Genomic DNA, 19442 nt, shown 5'->3' with positions numbered 1-19442 from the left:
ACTCGCGGATCAGAACAATGAAGATCAAGAATTCGCTTAAGGCGCTCAAAGCTCGTCACCGTGACAACCGTCTGGTTCGTCGCAAGGGCCGGGTTTACATCATCAACAAGATGAACCCACGCTTCAAGGCTCGTCAGGGCTGAAGCTGACGGCCGCTTGGCCATCACTGAAATTTGCATTTGATCTTTGGCGCAGACGGACTAGTTTTCCGTCATGCGCCATTTTTCGTATGTCAGAATCCGCCCCGTCTTGATCACGCTGCTCCTGTGCGGCAGCGTTCAGGCCATGCCGGCTTTCGCCCAGACGTCCCCTGCAACCGGGACATCCGCCCAACCGGCCAACACCCTCGACACGCTGTTTGCCGAACTCAAGCGTGAGCCGGATGAAATCGAGGCCAGGCGAATCAGCGAACGCATCTGGGCGAAATGGCGCGATTCGGGCAGCGCCACGGCCAACCTTCTGATGCAGTGGGCCGACAAGGCGGTGGCCGAGAACAAGAATGGCCTGGCTCTCGATCTGCTGGATCAGGTTGTGGTGCTGATGCCGGATTATCCCGAAGCATGGAACCGCAGGGCCACGCTGAATTACGCGCTCGGCAACCACGACAAGTCAATGGCCGATATCAGCCGCGTGCTGATGCTGGAGCCGCGCCATTTCGGCGCCATCGCCGGCATGGCCGCCATACTCTCAGCCGCAGGCAATGACGAACTCGAACTCAGGGCCTGGGAACAAATGCTGGAAATCTACCCGGCCAACCGGCAGGCCCAGACGCGGCTTGGCGAACTGGCGGACAAGCTGACCGGCAGCAAGATCTGAAACTTTCCCCGCGCAATTCCGGTAATGACAAGGGGAAGCCCCCTGCCCCCACCTATTGGCAACGATCCCTCATGCTCGCTCAAAAACCGGTCCGGACCATCATGATTATCCTGATTTCCATCATTCTCCTGGCTCTGGCCGGACTCGCGATCTGGACAAGGCTGAAGGCCCGCGAAATCGAGGCACGCTATCCCCCGGCAGGAGAGATGATCGATGTCGGCGGCTACAGGCTTCATGCCGTGCATGTGCCGCGTCCGGATAGTGCCGACCTGCCGCCGCTGGTGTTCATCCACGGTGCCAGCGGCAATCTTCTCGATCAGCAAGCCCCGTTCCGGCCCATGCTCGAGGGACGGGCCGAAATGCTGTTCATAGACCGGCCCGGCCACGGCTGGTCAGAGCGCGGCGGCGAGGCCAATGACACGCCCGCGGGACAAGCCGCAGCAATTGCCCGTGCCATGCAGGCCAAGGGCATCTCCAGCGCCATCATCATCGGACATTCTTTCGGCGGCGCGATTGCAGCAAGTTTTGCCCTCGACCATCCTCAGATGACCGCAGGCCTCGTGTTTCTGGCGCCGGCGACACATACGTGGCCCGGCGGCATAGCCTGGTATTACGGCCTGACCCGGCTGCCGGTAATTGGCCCCCTGTTCGCCAATACACTGGCGCTTCCCGCCGGACTGACACGGCTGGAAAGCGGATCGGCCTGCGTCTTCGCGCCCAATCCCAAACCCGACGATTATGTGAGCAAGACCGCACCCGCACTGGTGCTCAGACCGCGGGCTTTCCGCAACAACGCCATCGATGTCGCAAATCTCAAACCCTACGTGACCCGCGTCGCACCGCGATATCCCGAGATCAAGAGCCCGACCGTGATTGTCACCGGCGACAGCGACTCGGTCGTCCTCGCCCACATCCATTCGGAAGGACTGGCCCGTGACATCGAAGGCGCGGAACTGGTCTGGGTCCGCAATCTCGGCCACAAGCCCGACCACGTGACAACGGACCTCGCTGTCCGCGCCATCGAGAAGGTGGCGGGAATGGATGTCGATCTGCAAGCCGCAGCGACCAGCGCCGAAGCCGCCCTGGCAGCCGACAATGCCGTCTGCCCGGGCTGAGCCGCAGCGTTTTTGAGCCAAATCAGTGCGGCTGGATGCAGGTCAGATCCCGGTCATCCCGTCAGATCCGATATAGGCAATCCGCACCATGTTGGTCGAACCGGGCGTGCCCAGCGGCACACCGGCGGAAATGATGATGCGGTCGCCTGGCTTGCCGAATTCTTCACGGAAGGCAATCCGGCAGGCCCGGTCCACCATGTCGTCGAGATCGGTGGCATCCTGGGTGACCACGCAGTGCAGGCCCCACACGACGGAGAGCCGCCGTGCCGTCTGGATCACCGGCGACAGGGCGATGATCGGAACATTCGGCCGCTCGCGCGCAGCGCGCAGGCCCGTATTCCCCGACGATGTGTAGCAGACGATCGCAGACAGGTTGAGCGTCTCGGCGATCTGGCGCGCCGCCAGCGAAATAGCATCGGCACCGGTCGCATCCGGCTGCGGGCGCTGGGAATAGATGATGCCGGGATAATTCGGATCACGCTCTACCTTGCGCGCGATCGAGGCCATCATCTCGACGGCTTCGACCGGATAGTCTCCGGCAGCGGATTCAGCCGACAGCATCACCGCGTCAGCACCTTCGAACACTGCCGTGGCAACGTCGGACACTTCGGCCCGGGTCGGGACCGGCGCCGAGATCATCGATTCCAGCATCTGGGTCGCGACCACCACCGGCTTGCCGGCCTTGCGGCAGGCGCGGATCAGCTGCTTCTGGATGCCGGGAACCGATTCGATCGGCATTTCCACCCCGAGATCGCCGCGCGCAACCATCAGCGCGTCTGACAACTCGATGATCTCGTCGATGCACTCGAGCGCCTGCGGCTTCTCGATCTTCGACATCAGGCCAACGCGACCGCGGGCGATCTTGCGAACTTCGGCAAGGTCTTCAGGCCGCTGGATAAACGACAGTGCCACCCAGTCAATATCGTCAACAGCCAGGATTGCGTCCAGATCGCTGCGGTCTTTCTCCGTCAGCGCTCCCACCCCGAGCGTGGTGTCAGGCAGGCTGACGCCCTTGCGGTCCGAGATCTTGGTGCCGCTGACAACCGTGCAGACAATCGACGTCTTGGTGGATTCGACGGCAAGCAACTGCAACCGGCCATCATCGATCAGCAACCGGTGGCCGGGCTGTACCGCCTCGAGAATTTCGGGATGCGGCAGGAAAACCCGCGTCGCGTCGCCGGGAACATCCTTGTTGTCGAGCGTGAAGGTCTGGCCTGCCTTGAGCGTTGCCGACCCGTCCGCGAACTTGCCCACCCGCAATTTCGGCCCCTGAAGATCGGCAAGAACGCCGATGGGCCGTCCGCAAGTCTTCTCCACCGCGCGGATCCGGCCAACCAGCGTGCGCATCATTTCATGGCTCGAATGGCTCATGTTGATGCGGAACAGGTCGGCGCCCGCTTCATGCAGTTTCTGGATCATCGCTTCGTCCGACGAGGCCGGTCCGAGTGTTGCGAGGATTTTCACATTGCGTAGCCGCTTCATCAATTCTGGCTTTCTGGCGCTTCCGGGGCATCCGATAGCTGGACCATCCAGCTGCCTTGTCTCCCGGTATCGTATTCCTTGAACCCCACGCGCTGAAACCCGCGGGCAAAACAGTCCTCGACACCGACAATGCGAAATTCATTGTCTGCAACACACATGTTGATGTCACCGGCCCAGCGGCCACCGCCGCCGGCATCCTCGGCATAGAGATAATAATAACGTGATCCGAGCTGCCCCTCGATCAGGGTCGCGCAGGAATTGGCGGGAATCTGCCACCAGCCTTCGGTCACCCAGCCTTCAGCCGTGCGGTATCCGATCGCACCGCCGACAAGCGACTGCGTACCGTTGCACACCCGGAAATCAGCTTTTGCCTCTTGCGCGGAGGCAAGCATCAGCGCCCCGGCAGCCAAGGGGATGAACACGGCAAATCTGACGATGGAAAGACAGGCTTTTGGCAACGTGCGAAACATCAATTTCGGTCAGTCTCCGCTCACGATTTGTGCTTTGCTTTTTGCGCCGGGGGGGCATGAAAGTCAACGAAAGACGCGAGACTAAACCCAAGCTTCATTCCTATCATGCACTCGCATACGTTTATAGCAGATGAAGTTCGCTATCCGCACGGTTGCCCGCAAGGCGAGGCTGTGCAATTGATCCGGCAGCAAAGACATCCCTCAAACCTGGTTCCAGAATCCGTCATGTCCGGCTTTCAGCCTTTCGAGATTATTCCCGGCGATCCACACCATTCACTGGTGATTCTTGCCGATCATGCCATGAACCGGCTCCCCGACGAATATGGCGACCTGGGTCTGCCCGCCGGAGCGTTCTCGCGCCACATAGCCTATGACATCGGCGTCGAGGATGTGACCCGGAAACTGTCCGAGCGGCTGGGTGTGCCTGCGGTTCTCGGCTGCTTTTCCCGGCTGCTGATCGATCCCAACCGGGGCGAGGACGATCCGACACTGATCATGAAGCTTTCTGACGGCATGGTCATCCCGGCCAATCACCCGCTGTCCGCCGAGGAACGCGAACGCCGCCTCAACCTGTTCCATCGCCCCTACCACGATGCCGTTTCCACGGTCATCGCCGAAACCTGGCGCAAGGCTGACAAGCCGCCGTTGGTCATCTCGATCCACTCTTTCACGCCCGCCTGGAAAGGCGTTCCGCGGCCCTGGCACGCCGGTATTCTGTGGGACACCGATCCACGTGCGGCACAGGCCCTGATCAATGCCCTGGGTATGGATCCGGCGCTGGTTGTTGGCGACAACGAACCCTACGATGGCGCCCTGAGAGGCGACACCATGCACAGGCATTGCTCCATGACCGGCCTCCCGCATGCCCTGCTCGAGATCCGGCAGGACCTGATAGGAGACGCCGTGGGCGTGGACTCATGGGTCGACCGGCTTGCACCAATCCTTTCCGATCTGACCGGCCAACCGGAACTGCACGAAGTCGAGCTTCACGGCTCGCGCGTTTCTTAGCGACGGTTGAAAATCAGGATTATTCCCCGGGTATGGCGCAAACACCCTTGACCCGAAGCCATCGTTTGGGCACTTGAAGCCTCACACACTTTACCCCCCATTGTCCTTACAGGAGAGACCTCATGTCCGATGCCGGTGCCGTCGCCCGCGACCAGCTCCGTTCCATTGTCGAACGCATTGAACGGTTGGAAGAAGAGAAGAAAACCATTGCCGACGACATCAAGGATGTCTACGGCGAGGCAAAGGCAAACGGCTACGACACCAAGGTGCTCCGCAAAGTCGTCGCCATCCGCAAGCAGGATCAGAACGATCGTCTCGAACAGGAAGCGATCCTCGACACCTACCTGCATGCTTTGGGTATGGCGCCTGAGCCCGAAGACGCAAGCTGACCTGACACTTGCCCCGCTCACGCGACTTTATGTGAGTGTGTGAGTGCCTGTGCAGTGCAGTCCAGACCCAACAACGCCGCGCGTTTGACCAGACGCGCGGCGTTGTTTTGTTGAGTCCGGTACCATTCTGAAGACGGACAGAGTCTCTCGAAAATCAACCGGTGCTGCTGCTGTCAAAGCAAGTCTGTGCGGCAAGCCCGGGATCGCGTGTCAGGCAGGAACTGCCCGTTGGCTTCAGTTGTCGAAGCGCGCGACGGTTATGAAATTGACGGCCGATCCGGTGAACTGATTGTGCGGAAGTTCTCCGCCGCCGGGCGCAAACCCGTTTGCATAGACAACTGTCGGCGCCGCCCGAAGCTGGGCGCCAATGAATTTGCGCGGCTTGCCGGGCGGTGTCGCCATTTTCTTCACCCGGTCCTGGGCCAACGCCCATTTCGAGATGATCGTGTCCGTCAGCTTCGGCTCCGTACGGATCGACGTACGCTGCGGCTGCTCTGCCGCGGCCACGGCATTGGGCCGGTCACCCTTGCGGGAGGCTGATATGGTTGCCGATACGCTGGCAACCCGCCCGCCCCGCTGCGCGGGAGCCAGCGATGCCATTTCAATCTCGCGCTGTGCGCCAGTGCCAACCCGGTCGCCGGCACGTTCCCCCGGTCTGCGTATCGGCAGCGGGATGAAGGCCTCGCCCGACGGCAGGTTCGCAACCTTGGCAACCGGCACCACGGCCGGTGCGACCTCGGCCGCCCGGTCAACCAGTGCCGCGGCGATCTGCTGGTCCTGTGCAGGCTGCTCCGACGTATCTATCTGCATCCGTGCCTTGATCAGGCTGGGAACCGGAAGTGCGGCCAACTCGACGGCCGCGGCATCCGCAGCGGTCTTTTGTCCGCCAGCCCGCTCAGCCAGCAATTGCGGAACCGGAACGCGAATGCTGGCCAGATCCACCGGCGCAGCGTCCTGTGTCGCGCCATCGGCCTCGACGTCGGCATTTGCAGCAGCCGCAAACGCATTGACTTCGCTCTGCGCCGGCAAGACTGGCTCCGGCGGCGCGAGCGCTGCCACCACCACCGGCTGTGGCTGTTCGATCACCGGGCGCGCAACGGGGATGGGTGGCTGGGCCGGCAAGGCCAGGGCCGTCTCGACCGCAGCAGGCGCCACCTCTGCCGGTGCATCCAGAACACCCGGCAGGGATGCGATTTGCGTCTTCGCTGGAGCAGGCACCGGCTTTGGCGCCGCCGCGATTGCTTCTGGTTCTTCATCCTCGTCGCCGCCACCGAACAATGCGGCCAGCAATCCGCCGGACCGCTTGGTATTCTTGTCGGAACTGGCGCTGCGGCTCGTAGAGACAATCGCCCCGCCACGCCGCTTGTATTCGGCCAGCGCGGTTTTGTAGCCGGGAAGCGGCTTGCCGTCCGGCGGCAAATGAAGCGTCTTGCCGTCCGGGAAAAGGCTGACCAGCTCCTGCCGGCTCATCCGCGGCCAGGCGCGTACGCCGGCAACATCGAGATGCACGAAGGGGGAACCGGATTTCGGATAATAGCCAACGCCGCCGCCCTGCATTTTCATGGCCACGGCGCGAAGCTTGCTCAGTTTGACGCCCGGAATATAGAAATCCATCGCCTTGCCGAGCATGTGCTGGCTTTTCTTGGCCTGGCCGCCACGGGTCCGCCGCAGCATTTCATTGGTCGCGGGCGACCGGTAGGCCGAAACCACGTTGATATAGTCCCGCGCTCCAACCTGCCTGTAGACTTCCCAGACCAGATCGAACAGCCGCGGGTCCATGTTGGTCGGTTCGTTGCGCCGCCAATCCCTGAGGAAACGGTTGAGCTTTCTCAGGCCGGCCTTGTCGTACTGGCCATTGCGCTTGAAAACGATCTCGGCCTTTTCCTTGGTATGCAGATAATAGAGCTTGAGGGAGCGTGTTTCGGCTGACGCTTCCGGCGCTGCCACGAACCCGGCAGACATTGCCAGAACCGCCAGCAATAGAACCCGCACCAAGGCAATGCCCGTCATGTGCCAAATTCGCACACCGATGCACCAAGTAGCCTGTGCAAGAACTGATACTGTGTTCAATGTCGCCAATGCTGTCCCCGGGCGCCGGAAAACCGTTACAGATCACCCTTTGGTGACCAAATGCGGTGACACAATGGCAACCGTTGCCACGCATCGCTGCAGGGACAGTTATAGTGAATGATCACTTAACAGGGAATGAAACAGATCAAACCGGCGTCAATATTTTCGCCCCTGGGCGAAAATGCCGCTTCAGGCCGCCTCCTCCCGGTCAGGATCGTCCGGATTGATCGCATAGTCCTTCAGCTTTCGATACAGCGTCGAACGGCCGATGCCGAGCCTGCGGGCGACTTCGCTCATCTGGCCACGATAGAATGACAGGGCAAAGCGGATCAGTTCCTCTTCGACCTCGGCAAGCCGGCGCACTTCACCCTCGGGCGTCACCGCGTTGACCGCGGGCATGCCGCTGTCGGCGGGAATGCTCAGCTCATGGGTCTCGCTAACGGCGATTGGGCCCAGCTCTGCGGTATCCTGCTGTGACGTCAGGTCGAGCGCCTCCTGCGCCTGCCCGGAAGCGGCCTGGCCGTCATCACGAAAACCGGATGTTTCAAGCGTGTATCCCGGCATCTGAGCCGCGATCTGCGGGAAAAGGTCGGTGGTCAGCGTGTCGCTGTCGCAAAGCACGATTGCCCTGTGGATCGCGTTTTCCAGCTCACGGATGTTGCCCGGCCAGTCATGCGCGGTCAGCAGCGCCATCGCATCGGGCGCGATGCTGCGGATGCGTCTCCCGCCGATGACACCTGCATACCGCTCGGTGAAGTGGCGCACCAGCTGCGGGATATCTTCCTTGCGCTTGCGCAAGGCCGGAACGTGGATCGGGAAAACATTGAGCCTGTAATACAGGTCCTCGCGGAACCGCCCGGCCTTGACCTCCTCGATCAGGTCCTTGTTGGTGGCCGAAATCAGCCGGATATCCACCTTCCTGGGCATCCGTGAGCCCACGGTTTCGATCTCTCCCATCTGCACGGCGCGCAACAGCTTGACCTGGACCTCCAGCGGCAGCTCTCCGACTTCGTCCAGGAACAGCGTCCCACCATCCGCCTCGGAGAATTTGCCGGCATGGCGTTCGGTGGCGCCGGTAAAGGCTCCCTTTTCATGACCGAACAGGATGCTCTCGACCAGGTTTTCCGGAATGGCTCCGCAGTTGACGGTGACAAACGGCTTGTTGCGCCGTCCGCTTTCCGTCTGAATTGCATGGGCGATCATTTCCTTGCCAACGCCGGATTCGCCCTCGAGAACCACCGGAATGGTCGATGCCGCCGCACGGCGGCCGAGCGAGATCACCCGTTCCATGGCGGGGCTGGCAGCCACGATGCCATTGAAACCTGCATGCCGCATCGCCGGCATCGGAACAGAATTGATGCGCGCGGCCTTGAGCGCGTTGCCCAGGGCAAGCGCCAGCCGCTCCGGCGACACGGGCTTGACGACAAAATCGAAAGCACCGGCGCGCATTGCCTTGACCACGGTCTCGATGCCGCCCTGCCCGGTCTGCACGATCACAGGGGTCGTGCTGCCTGCGGCGGAAAGCCGCTCCAGCACTTCCAGGCCACCCATTTCCGGCATCATCAGATCAAGCACCACTGCGGCAATGCCATGATCCGGTTCGATCAACCGGGCAAGCGCAGAGCGTCCCTCGGTCAGCAACTCGGTTTCATAGCCGCTTTTTTCCGCAGCCGCCTTGAGCAACCGGCGCTGAACCGGGTCATCATCAACAATCAAAATTCGTTTGGACACGGATCTTGTTTCCTCATTCCCGGTGGCATCTTCAGGGGTTTTGACCATTGCCGGAGACTGACAGGAAAGGCTGAAAATCGGATTTCGAGAAATGTTTGCATTTTAATCGTCGCTGCCGGTAAAACCGGGCGTCGCGTTGCCGGCCCGCTTGAGGCCGATCCTGTATTTGAAAGAGAGTGACCTGATGCCGAAATCAATTCTGGACCATGCGCCAGTCCACGCGCCCGCAACGGCCCGCGGAACTGAAGCTGCTCTCGGGGACCTGCCGGGCTGGAATCTCGGTGATCTCTATTCCGGTCCCGATGCACCCGAATTCAAGGCTGATCTCGCCGCCGCACGGACAGGCGCGGAAAATTTCGAAACCCGCTGGAAAGGCCGGATTGCCGAAGCCGCCGGGAACACCGGGGACGACGGGCTGGGAGCGGCAATCGAAGCTTATGAAAAGCTCGAGGAGTTGATGGGCCGGATCATCTCCTATGCGGGTCTTGCCTACTTCACCAACACATCCGACCCGGTAATCGCCAAGTTCTATGGCGACGTGCAAAGCACGATGACCGACATCAGCGCCCATCTTCTGTTCTTCGCGCTCGAACTCAACCGGGTCGATGACGCGCTGATTGAAGACAGCCTGAAACGCGATGCACGTGCCGCCCACTACACCCCCTGGATCCATGATCTCAGGCTGGACCGGCCCTACCAGCTCGAAGACCGGATCGAGCAACTGTTCCATGAAAAGTCGATGACCGGCCATGCGGCTTGGAACCGGCTGTTTGACGAAACCATGAGCAGCCTCGAATTCACCATCGACGATGAGCCGCTGCCGCTCGAAGTCACATTGTCGCTGCTGCAGGATGCCGATGGCGCCAAGCGCAAAAAGGCCGGCCTGGCCCTTGCCGCCACCTTCAAGGACAATCTGCGCACCTTTACCCTGATCACCAACACGCTCGCCAAGGACAAGGAAATTTCCGACCGCTGGCGCGGCTTTGAGGATATCGCCGACAGCCGCCACCTGGCCAACCGGGTGGAGCGTCCCGTCGTCGACGCTCTCGCCCATGCCGTGCGTGAAGCCTGTCCGCGGCTGTCACACCGCTATTACGCCATGAAGGCCCGCTGGCTTGGGCTGGAAAAGCTCGAGTTCTGGGATCGCAACGCCCCCCTGCCCGAAACCCCGCGCGAAACCATTGCCTGGGACGAGGCCAGGAACACGGTGCTGTCGGCCTACAATGATTTCGCGCCGGAAATGGCCGATATCGCCCGCCGCTTCTTCGACCGCAACTGGATTGATGCACCCAGCCGACCGGGCAAGATATCCGGCGCATTTGCGCACCCCACCGTGCCCTCGGTCCACCCCTACGTGCTGGTCAATTATCTCGGCAAGCCGCGTGACGTGATGACGCTGGCGCACGAGCTTGGCCATGGCGTGCATCAGGTGCTGGCCGGCGCGCAAGGTGCGCTGATGTCGTCAACGCCGCTGACCCTTGCTGAAACGGCATCGGTGTTTGGCGAGATGCTGACCTTCCGCGCCCTGCTCGAACGCACCAGCGACCGCCGCGAACGCAAGGCGATGCTCGCCCAGAAGGTCGAGGACATGATCAACACCGTGGTTCGCCAGATTGCGTTCTACGAATTTGAACGACGGGTCCACACCGCGCGCCGCGAAGGCGAGCTGACCTCGGAGCAACTGGGGCAACTCTGGCTCGATGTGCAGTCCGAAAGCCTCGGACCGGCCGTCAACCTGTCGGAAGGGTACGAGACCTTCTGGGCCTATATCCCGCATTTCATTCATTCACCGTTCTACGTCTACGCCTACGCATTCGGCGATTGCCTGGTGAACTCGCTCTACTCCGTCTACGAAAAATCGCCGGAAGGCTTCCGCGACCGCTATTTCGACATGCTCAAGGCCGGCGGGACCAAGCACCATTCGGAACTCCTCGCCCCCTTTGGCCTGGATGCCTCCGATCCGGGCTTCTGGAACCAGGGCCTGTCGATGATCGAGGGATTGATCGACGAACTGGAGGCCATGGACAGCTGAGCTTCTGATTTCGCTTTATTGTAACAGTGAAGTATGGTTTAGCCGCCGCTACCGCCGCAGACGGCTGCAGCGCCAGCTATGGAGCGAATGACATGACCCAGCAGGATTATCCGGTCTATGGGGAGATTACCGGCCCCATCGTGATGATCGGTTTCGGGTCGATCGGTCGCGGCACCCTTCCGCTCATCGAGCGCCATTTCAGGTTCGACAAGAGCCGGATGGTGGTCATCGATCCGCGCGACGATGCGGGCGACATGGAAATCCTTGCCCAGCACGGCATCCGGCACATCAAGGCGCATGTCACCAAGGACAATTACAAGGACCTGCTCAAGCCATTGCTGACCGAAGGCGAAGGCCAGGGCTTCTGCGTCAATCTTTCCGTCGACACCGGTTCGCTTGACCTGATCAAGCTCTGCCGCAAGCTCGACGTTCTCTACATCGACACCGTCATCGAGCCATGGCTCGGCTTCTACTTCGACAAGGACATGAAGAACTCCGAGCGCACCAACTATGCGCTGCGCGAGACCCTGCGCCACGAAAAGAAGAAGAACCCCGGCGGCACCACGGCCGTGTCCACCTGCGGCGCCAATCCGGGCATGGTGTCCTGGTTCGTCAAGCAGGCGCTGGTCAATCTCGCCAGGGATCTGGACGTCAAATTCGAAGAGCCTGACCAGAATGATCGCAAGGGCTGGGCCAAGCTGATGAAGAAGGTCGGCGTCAAGGGCGTGCACATTGCCGAGCGCGACACGCAGCTGAGCAAGGTGCCAAAGCCGCTCAACGTGTTCTGGAACACCTGGTCGGTGGAAGGCTTCATCTCGGAAGGGCTGCAACCGGCGGAACTCGGCTGGGGCACGCATGAGAACTGGAAGCCGAAAAACGCCAGGAAGCACAAGAAGGGCTGCAAGGCAGCGATTTATCTTGAGCAGCCCGGCGCCAGCACTCGCGTCCGCACCTGGTGCCCGACGCCCGGTCCGCAATACGGATTCCTAGTAACCCACAATGAATCGGTCTCGATTGCCGACTATTTCACCGTCAGGAACAAGGACGGCGACGTTACTTACCGCCCGACCTGCCATTATGCCTATCATCCGGCCAATGACGCAGTGCTGTCGCTGCATGAGATGTTCGGCAATGGCGGCAACGCGCAACCGGTGCTGCATGTGCTCGACGAGAACGAGCTGGTCGAAGGTCTCGACGAGCTCGGCGTGCTGCTCTACGGCCACGACAAGAACGCCTACTGGTACGGCTCGCGCCTCTCGCTTGAAGAAACCCGCCGCCTCGCCCCTTATCAGAACGCCACCGGCATGCAGGTGACATCCGCGGTTCTGGCCGGCATGGTCTGGGCGCTGGAGAATCCGAAAGCCGGCATCGTCGAGGCCGACGAGGTCGACTACAAGCGCTGCCTTGAAGTGCAATCGCCCTACCTGGGGCCCGTCGAAGGCCACTACACTGACTGGACGCCGCTCGATGGCCGGCCGGGGCTTTTCCCGGAAGACATCGACAAGAGCGATCCCTGGCAGTTCCGCAACGTGCTGGTGCACTAGAATCGATACCGGCAGCATCAGCCGGCCCGGCCACAGGGCCGGGCGGCGAGTTGCTGCCTTGCTTTCGACACGCCGGCGCTGCATTCTTTCATAGAGGGAATCATATTGATGACGGCTCGAGGGGACCACCTGACCATGAACCTACATCGCATCATCGCCGTTGGCGCACTTGCCGGATTGCTGGCTGGCTGCCAGTCGGCAACGTATTCACCGCGCCCAATGGTGCAGCAGCAGGGTGTCGAAGGAGAGTGGGTCGATCAGAACTCTCGTGTATCTGGCGTTGACGCGGCTGGCCAAGTTTCAGGATCAGAGTTTGTCGTTTCGACCTTTAGGTCTGGACAGTTTGATTCAAGATCCTCAACTAGCGGGCTACTGGTGGCACAAGGTAATTACAGATTGATCTCACAAAATCTAATTGAGATTAACGTTACTCCGCTCACTGCAGGACGCCCGCCATCAGTAGTACGCTGTGCGCTTGCCTCCCAGTCCCAGCTCAACTGCACCTCCTCCACAGGTGCCCAGTTCACCCTGGTACGCCGCATCTAAGCAAGCACAGGCCCTTGTCATGACCAGCCATTTCGATGATCGCGAGACGCGTGCGCCCGAAGTCCGCGAGCAGCAGATCTTCGCTGCTCTCAGCGGATTGCTGAGCCGCAGTCTCAAACGGCTTCCCGCACTTGATGCCTGGCTCGGCCATCCTGATCCGGCAAAGCTTGTCGATCGCACCGCCCTGGCGACGCTTCCCGTCTTGCGCAAGCCGGACCTGATGCAGATGCAGGAGGCCAATCCGCCTTTCGGTGGCCTTGCCGACCCCGATGCGCTCAAGGGCAACCGCGTGTTCATGTCTCCGGGCCCGGTCTGGGAACCGCAAGGCCTTGGCGTTGACCCCTGGGCCTCGGCCCGGGCGCTGTTTGCCGCAGGCTTCCGCTCCCGCGATCTGGTTCACAACAGCCTTGCCTACCACATGACCCCCGGCGGCTTCATTCTCGATGAAGGTGCAAGGGCGCTGGGATGCCTGGTGTTTCCCGCAGGTGTCGGCAACACCGAAGCCCAGGTCGATGCAGCATTGAGGCTCAAGCCCTCCGGCTTCACCGGCACGCCGGATTACCTCAAGACCATTCTCGAAAAAGCCGACGAATTGGGCCACGATCTTTCATCGATCAAGCGGGCCCTGGTCTCGGGCGGCGCCCTGTTTCCATCGCTGCGCCAGTATTACTCGGAGCGCGGCGTCTCGGTGCTCCAGAGCTATGCCACCGCCGATCTCGGCGTGATTGCCTATGAAAGCGCTGATGCCAATGGCGCGCCGCATCCGGGCATGATCGTCAACGAGGACATGATTGTCGAAATCGTCCGTCCGGGCACCAATGACCCGGTGCCGGAAGGCGAAGTCGGCGAACTCGTCGTCACCACCCTCAATCCGGGCTACCCGCTGGTCCGCTTCGGCACCGGTGACTTGTCGGCGATCCTGCCGGGTCTGTCGCCCTGCGGCCGCACCGGGCCGCGCATCCAGGGCTGGATGGGCCGCGCCGACCAGCGCACCAAGATCAAGGGCATGTTCGTCGACCCCAAACAGGTTGCCGAAATCCTCAAGGCGCATCCCGAGATTGCCCGGGCACGTCTGGTTGTCAGCCGCTCCAATGATGCCGATGTGATGACCCTGATGGTTGAACCCGCCGCCGGCGCCACCCCTGTCGTCAAGGACATCGAGGCAACATTGACGGCCATCGCCAAATTGCGCGGCACCGTCGAGATAGCAGCCCCGTCGAGCCTGCCCAATGACGGCAAGGTCATTGCCGACGAGCGTGATTACACGGCATGAATCCAGGTAATATTTCAATCCCGTCATATACGGGACTTGAAGTTCTTCGCGGTTAGTGAAACCATCCATTGAAGCCTGCCGTGGGCGTCCGCAGAGACTAATTTCGGCACGCTGTGAGCAGCGAAACAGGGAGCTATTCCGTGAACAAAATCATCAAACGCGCTTTATTGACCGTATCGGCCCTCGGACTGACTTCGGGCGCAGCGTTGGCCGACTACACTCTGAACATCCTGCACATCAATGACTGGCACAGCCGCATTGAATCCAACAACAAGTATGAGTCCACCTGCTCGGCTGACGACGAGACCGAAGGCAAGTGCTTCGGTGGCGCAGCCCGTCTGGTAACCGCCATCGCCGATCGCCGCAAGGCGCTTGAAGGCAGCAATGTGCTGCTGCTCAACGGCGGAGACAACTTCCAGGGCTCATTGTTCTACACCACCTACAAGGGTGCGGTTGAAGCCGAATTTCTCAACCAGATGAAGTTCGACGCCATGACTGTCGGCAACCATGAATTTGACGACGGCGAAGAGGCACTGGTTCCGTTCCTCGACGTGATCGAATTCCCGGTTCTCTCCGCCAACGTCGCAGCCAGCGCATCCTCGAAGGTCGGTGATCGGATCAAGCCGTCAATGGTGATCGAGGTCGGTGGCGAGAAGATCGGCATCGTCGGCGCGGTCACCAACGATACGCCCGAGATTGCGTCACCCGGCCCCAACATCCTGATTGCCGACGATATCAACACGATCACGGCCGAAGTTGAAAAACTCGAGGCTCAAGGCATCAACAAGATCATCGCGCTCACCCATGTCGGCTATCCGCGCGACAAGGAAATGATTGCCAGGATCCCCGGCGTCGATGTTGTCGTTGGCGGTCACTCGCACTCGCTTTTGTCAAACACCGACGAAAAGGCCGAGGGCCCCTATCCGACGATGATCGACAACCCCGGCGGCTACAAGGTGCCGGTGACGCAGGCCGCGTCCTATTCGAAATACCTTGGCGAATTCTCGGTCACCTTCGATGACAATGGTGTGGTCAAGGAAGCCAAGGGCGATCCGATCCTGCTCGACAGCTCGATTGTACCCGATGAGGCCGTTCTGGCGCGCATCAAGGAACTCGGTGCTCCGATCGAGGAGCTCAAGAACAAGATCGTCTCGGCTTCCACCAAGGATATCGACGGCAGCCGCGACACCTGCCGTGCCGGCGAATGCGAAATGGGCAACCTGGTCACGGACGCCATGCTGGACCGTGTCGGCGATCAGGGCGTGACCATTGCCATCCAGAACGGTGGCGGTCTGCGCGCGTCGATCGACTCGGGCGAGATCACCATGGGTGAAGTGCTCAACGTGCTGCCGTTCCAGAACACGCTGGCAACCTTCGAACTCAAGGGGTCCGATATTGTTACCGCCCTTGAAAACGGCGTCAGCCAGATCGAGGAAGGCGCCGGCCGCTTCGCACAGGTCGCAGGGATTCGCTACACCTTCGACAAGACCGCGGAACCCGGTTCGCGCATTGTCTCGGTCGAGGTCAAGAAGGGCGACGGTTTCGAACCCATCGACCCGGATGCCGTCTACATGGTGGCAACCAACAACTACATGCGCGGCGGTGGCGACGGTTACTCGATCTTCAGCTCCGCCGGTATGAACGCCTATGATTTCGGTCCTGGCCTTGAGCAGGTGGTTGCCGACTATCTCGCCAAGAACAATCCTTACACGCCGTTCACCGAAGGCCGTGTGATGGAAGCGGCAGAAAAGACCATGGAAGCCGCGCCGGCTGCAGAAGAAGCAGCCCCCGCAGCGGAAGCGGTCGAAGTGCCCGAGCCGCTTGCCGGCTTCAAGGATCTGACCACATCGGCTCCAATGGTTGCCGAGGAAGCACCGGCCTCGGAATCTGCAGCAATGCCCGGCAAGCAGCACGTCGTTGCAGCCGGCGACACCCTGTGGGACCTCGCCAAGACCTATTATGGCGATGGCACAATGTGGTCCCGGATCGCCGAAGCCAATCCCTCGGCAAACCCGAAAGATCTGGTTATAGGCGAAACGCTGTCGATCCCGGCCAAGTGAGTTAACCACCAGCTTCAAGAGAGGGCCCGGTTTTCCGGGCCCTTTTGTTTTGGCGATTTGGCAAAAAGCCGCATCAGCCGAAGATTGATTTGTCGTTTGATGTCTCTATGTTCCGGCTCAACGGCTAATCGGCTGCCGGGCAGACAGAACGGCTCGCACGATCCTCCGCCGGTTGAGCAAGACCGATGAACACTCGAATGGAACGCGACCGTGAGCACCCCCATGATCCTGACTGAAGAACAAAGCCGTACCGTGGGTGAGCTTCCGCCGGAGCATCCGCCGGTGAAAATCCAGAAGGTCGGCGTGCTGATCGTCAACCTCGGTACGCCCGATGGCACCGATTACAAGTCCATGCGGCGCTATCTCAAGGAGTTCCTGACAGACCGGCGTGTGATCGAATGGTCACGGTTCTTCTGGTATCCGATCCTGTTCGGCATCGTCCTCAACACCCGTCCCGGACGCGTCGGCAAGGCCTACGAGGAAATCTGGAACAAGGATCTCGATGAGAGTTATCTGAGAACCTACACCCGCAACCAGTCAGACAGGCTCGGCGAGATGCTGGCGTCCCACCCCTCGGTAATGGTCGACTGGGCGATGCGCTATGGCCAGCCATCCATTTCCGACAAGCTCAATGCGCTCAAGGATGCAGGCTGCGACCGGATCGTGCTGTTTCCGCTCTACCCGCAATATGCCGCCGCCACCACCGCCACAGTCAATGACAAGGCGTTCGAGGCGATGATGAAGATGCGCTGGCAGCCGGCGCTCAGGACCGTCCCGCCCTATCACGACGACCCCGCCTATATCGAGGCGATCGCCCAGTCGATCGAGACCCATCTCGCCGGGCTCGACTGGGAACCGGAAATCGTGCTCACCTCGTTCCACGGCATCCCGAAATCCTATTTCCTCAAGGGCGATCCCTATCACTGTCAGTGCCTGAAAACCGCGCGGCTGGTGCGTGAACGGCTGGGCTGGCCAAAGGAAAGGCTGATGCCGACCTTCCAGTCCCGCTTCGGGCCTGAAGAGTGGCTGCAGCCCTACACCGACAAGACCGTCGAGAAGCTGGCAAAGGATGGCGTCAAGCGCATCGCCGTGATCAATCCCGGCTTTGTCTCCGATTGTCTCGAAACGCTCGAGGAAATTGCCGGCGAGGCAGGCGAGATCTTCCACGAGAACGGCGGCGAACACTTCACCCACATCCCCTGTCTCAACGATTCAGAGGGTGGCATGAAGGTGCTTGAGACCGTTGTCCGGCGGGAACTCCAGGGTTGGATCTGACAACAATCCGGCAATTTGGCAGGATCCGCCCGGCAATCCCGGTCCAAGATAATCATCCGCCAAGATTGCAAGCACTGGCCAGACCCACTACCTGTCTAGACACGCGGCGCAAACGCGCAATTTGAATCCGGCAGAGGAGGTCTTCGGGCATGTTGGGACTGGATATCACGGCCATTGTCGTCGTTGTCATTGCAATTCTGGTTCTGTTTTCCGGGGTCAAGACGGTCCCGCAGGGCTTTGCCTTCACGGTTGAGCGGTTCGGCCGCTACACACGCACGCTGACACCGGGCCTGAACATAATCGTTCCGTTTGTCGACCGCATCGGCCGCAAGATAAACATCATGGAACAGGTGCTCGACATTCCCACCCAGGAAGTCATCACCCGTGACAATGCCTCCGTCTCCGCTGACGCTGTCTCGTTCTACCAGGTGCTCAACGCCGCCGAAGCCGCCTATCAGGTCTCCAACCTTGAACAGGCGCTGCTTAACCTGACCATGACCAATATCCGCTCGGTGATGGGGTCGATGGATCTTGATGAGCTGCTTTCCAACCGCGATGCGATCAATGATCGTCTCCTCAAGGTTGTTGACCAGGCAGCAGCTCCCTGGGGCATCAAGATCACCCGTGTTGAAATCAAGGACATTGCGCCTCCCCTCGACCTCGTGGAGGCAATGGGCCGGCAGATGAAAGCCGAGCGCGAGAAACGCGCCGATATCCTCGAAGCCGAAGGCTCGCGCAATTCACAGATCCTGCGTGCAGAGGGTGCCAAGCAGTCCGCCATCCTGGAAGCCGAGGGCCGCCGGGATGCTGCATTCCGGGACGCCGAAGCCCGTGAGCGGCTCGCCGAAGCCGAAGCCAAGGCCACCCAGATGATGTCGGTCGCCATTGCCGAGGGCGACACATCGGCGATCAACTATTTCGTCGCACAGAAATACACCGAAGCGCTCGGCAAGATTGCCTCCGCTCCGAACCAGAAGGTTATCCTGATGCCGCTGGAGGCCTCTTCGCTGATCGGCTCGCTCGGCGGCATTGGTGCGATTGCGCAGGAAGTTTTTGGCAAGAACAGCGGTGACGGTTCCGCTCAGGCCACGAGACGCGTGCCCGGCCAGCCACCGCGCCAGCCCCGCGCCACGACGCCGGATTATCCCGCCGGACCGCAGGGAGAACAGGACACATGATTGCCGGCCTGGTAACCGAACTCGGTCCCTGGAGTTGGTGGATTGTCGGCCTGGTCTTTCTCGGCCTTGAAATCCTGATCCCTGGCGTTTTCCTGCTCTGGATCGGACTGGCGGCAATCGTCGTCGGCGCCTTGTCGTTTGCATTCTGGGGCACCGCATTGTGGGGCTGGCAGTTGCAGTTTTTGATTTTCGCCGTGCTGGCCATCGGCCTGGCCCTGCTTGGCCGGCGCTTGTCGGGATCAAATGCCGAAAGCGATCAACCGATGCTCAACCGCCGCGTCGAAGGCCTTGTCGGCCGGACAGCGACGCTGGAAGAGCCGATCACCAATGGCAAGGGCCGCATCAGGCTCGACGACACGACCTGGATCGTGCAGGGCCCGGACCTGCCTGCAGGCGCACGCGTGCGCATCACCACGGCACAGGCCGGCAGCCTGACGGTCGAACGGGCCTGAT

Annotated in this window: 16 protein-coding genes; 12 read left to right on the top strand and 4 right to left on the bottom strand. The window is 60.8% G+C overall.

The features are described from left to right. Positions 1-17 precede the first annotated feature (17 nt). The 3 genes from ykgO (at position 18) to WNY80_RS20220 (ending at position 1931) form a co-directional block, all read left to right on the top strand. Positions 18-143: a type B 50S ribosomal protein L36 gene (ykgO, locus tag WNY80_RS20230; protein ID WP_007607121.1), complete on the top strand. Its 126-nt coding sequence runs from the start codon at positions 18-20 to the stop codon at positions 141-143. Between the two features lie 142 nt (positions 144-285). Beyond that, positions 286-816 (top strand): hypothetical protein, encoded by a 531-nt coding sequence (locus tag WNY80_RS20225; protein WP_342889283.1) that lies wholly within the window; start codon positions 286-288, stop codon positions 814-816. Positions 817-917: 101 nt separating this feature from the next. After that, positions 918-1931, top strand: coding sequence for an alpha/beta hydrolase (locus tag WNY80_RS20220; RefSeq protein ID WP_342889282.1), 1014 nt, complete (start codon positions 918-920; stop codon positions 1929-1931). A 42-nt stretch (positions 1932-1973) separates the two neighbouring features. On the opposite strand, the gene pyk is transcribed toward WNY80_RS20220, so the two are convergent. Both pyk and WNY80_RS20210 read right to left on the bottom strand, forming a co-directional pair. Then, the gene (gene pyk / locus WNY80_RS20215) at positions 1974-3413 is read right to left on the bottom strand and encodes a pyruvate kinase (RefSeq protein WP_342889209.1); all 1440 of its coding nucleotides are present in this window, start codon (positions 3411-3413) and stop codon (positions 1974-1976) included. Next, positions 3413-3805, bottom strand: coding sequence for a DUF1036 domain-containing protein (locus tag WNY80_RS20210; protein WP_342889281.1), 393 nt, complete (start codon positions 3803-3805; stop codon positions 3413-3415). The genes pyk and WNY80_RS20210 overlap by 1 nt, the downstream gene beginning before the upstream one ends. Positions 3806-4108: 303 nt before the next feature. On the opposite strand from WNY80_RS20210, the gene WNY80_RS20205 reads away from it, so the two are divergent. Continuing rightward, complete coding sequence (locus WNY80_RS20205) at positions 4109-4891, top strand: N-formylglutamate amidohydrolase (protein WP_342889208.1); 783 nt, start codon at positions 4109-4111, stop codon at positions 4889-4891. A 122-nt stretch (positions 4892-5013) separates the two neighbouring features. Further along, entirely contained in the window at positions 5014-5280 is a 267-nt protein-coding gene (locus WNY80_RS20200; RefSeq protein ID WP_035531163.1) for a DUF2312 domain-containing protein, read from the top strand. 234 nt (positions 5281-5514) lie between these two features. On the opposite strand, the gene WNY80_RS20195 is transcribed toward WNY80_RS20200, so the two are convergent. Together WNY80_RS20195 and WNY80_RS20190 are read right to left on the bottom strand one after the other, a co-directional pair. After that, positions 5515-7290: a DUF882 domain-containing protein gene (locus WNY80_RS20195; protein ID WP_342889207.1), complete on the bottom strand. Its 1776-nt coding sequence runs from the start codon at positions 7288-7290 to the stop codon at positions 5515-5517. A gap of 249 nt (positions 7291-7539) precedes the next feature. Further along, the gene (locus WNY80_RS20190; RefSeq protein WP_342889206.1) at positions 7540-9081 is read right to left on the bottom strand and encodes a sigma-54 dependent transcriptional regulator; all 1542 of its coding nucleotides are present in this window, start codon (positions 9079-9081) and stop codon (positions 7540-7542) included. A gap of 184 nt (positions 9082-9265) precedes the next feature. On the opposite strand from WNY80_RS20190, the gene WNY80_RS20185 reads away from it, so the two are divergent. The 7 genes from WNY80_RS20185 (at position 9266) to WNY80_RS20155 (ending at position 19441) form a co-directional block, all read left to right on the top strand. Next, positions 9266-11113, top strand: a complete 1848-nt coding sequence (locus WNY80_RS20185) for a M3 family oligoendopeptidase (protein WP_342889205.1) — start codon at positions 9266-9268, stop codon at positions 11111-11113. A gap of 92 nt (positions 11114-11205) precedes the next feature. Next, positions 11206-12657, top strand: coding sequence for a homospermidine synthase (locus WNY80_RS20180; RefSeq protein WP_342889204.1), 1452 nt, complete (start codon positions 11206-11208; stop codon positions 12655-12657). Positions 12658-13222: 565 nt separating this feature from the next. Further along, positions 13223-14476 carry an AMP-binding protein gene (locus WNY80_RS20175; protein ID WP_342889203.1) on the top strand — a complete coding sequence of 418 codons (1254 nt, stop codon included), beginning with the start codon at positions 13223-13225 and terminating at the stop codon, positions 14474-14476. A gap of 140 nt (positions 14477-14616) precedes the next feature. Next, complete coding sequence (locus WNY80_RS20170; protein WP_342889202.1) at positions 14617-16536, top strand: 5'-nucleotidase C-terminal domain-containing protein; 1920 nt, start codon at positions 14617-14619, stop codon at positions 16534-16536. Between the two features lie 222 nt (positions 16537-16758). After that, positions 16759-17811 (top strand): ferrochelatase, encoded by a 1053-nt coding sequence (gene hemH, locus WNY80_RS20165; protein WP_342889280.1) that lies wholly within the window; start codon positions 16759-16761, stop codon positions 17809-17811. 149 nt (positions 17812-17960) lie between these two features. Then, positions 17961-18989: an SPFH domain-containing protein gene (locus WNY80_RS20160; protein ID WP_342889201.1), complete on the top strand. Its 1029-nt coding sequence runs from the start codon at positions 17961-17963 to the stop codon at positions 18987-18989. Beyond that, entirely contained in the window at positions 18986-19441 is a 456-nt protein-coding gene (locus WNY80_RS20155) for an NfeD family protein (protein ID WP_342889200.1), read from the top strand. Before WNY80_RS20160 ends, WNY80_RS20155 begins: the two co-directional genes overlap by 4 nt. Position 19442: the final 1 nt, after the last annotated feature.

The organism is Hoeflea sp. AS16 (assembly GCF_038900095.1).
Taxonomy (GTDB): domain Bacteria; phylum Pseudomonadota; class Alphaproteobacteria; order Rhizobiales; family Rhizobiaceae; genus Hoeflea.
This window is presented reverse-complemented; position numbering and strand designations above follow the sequence as displayed.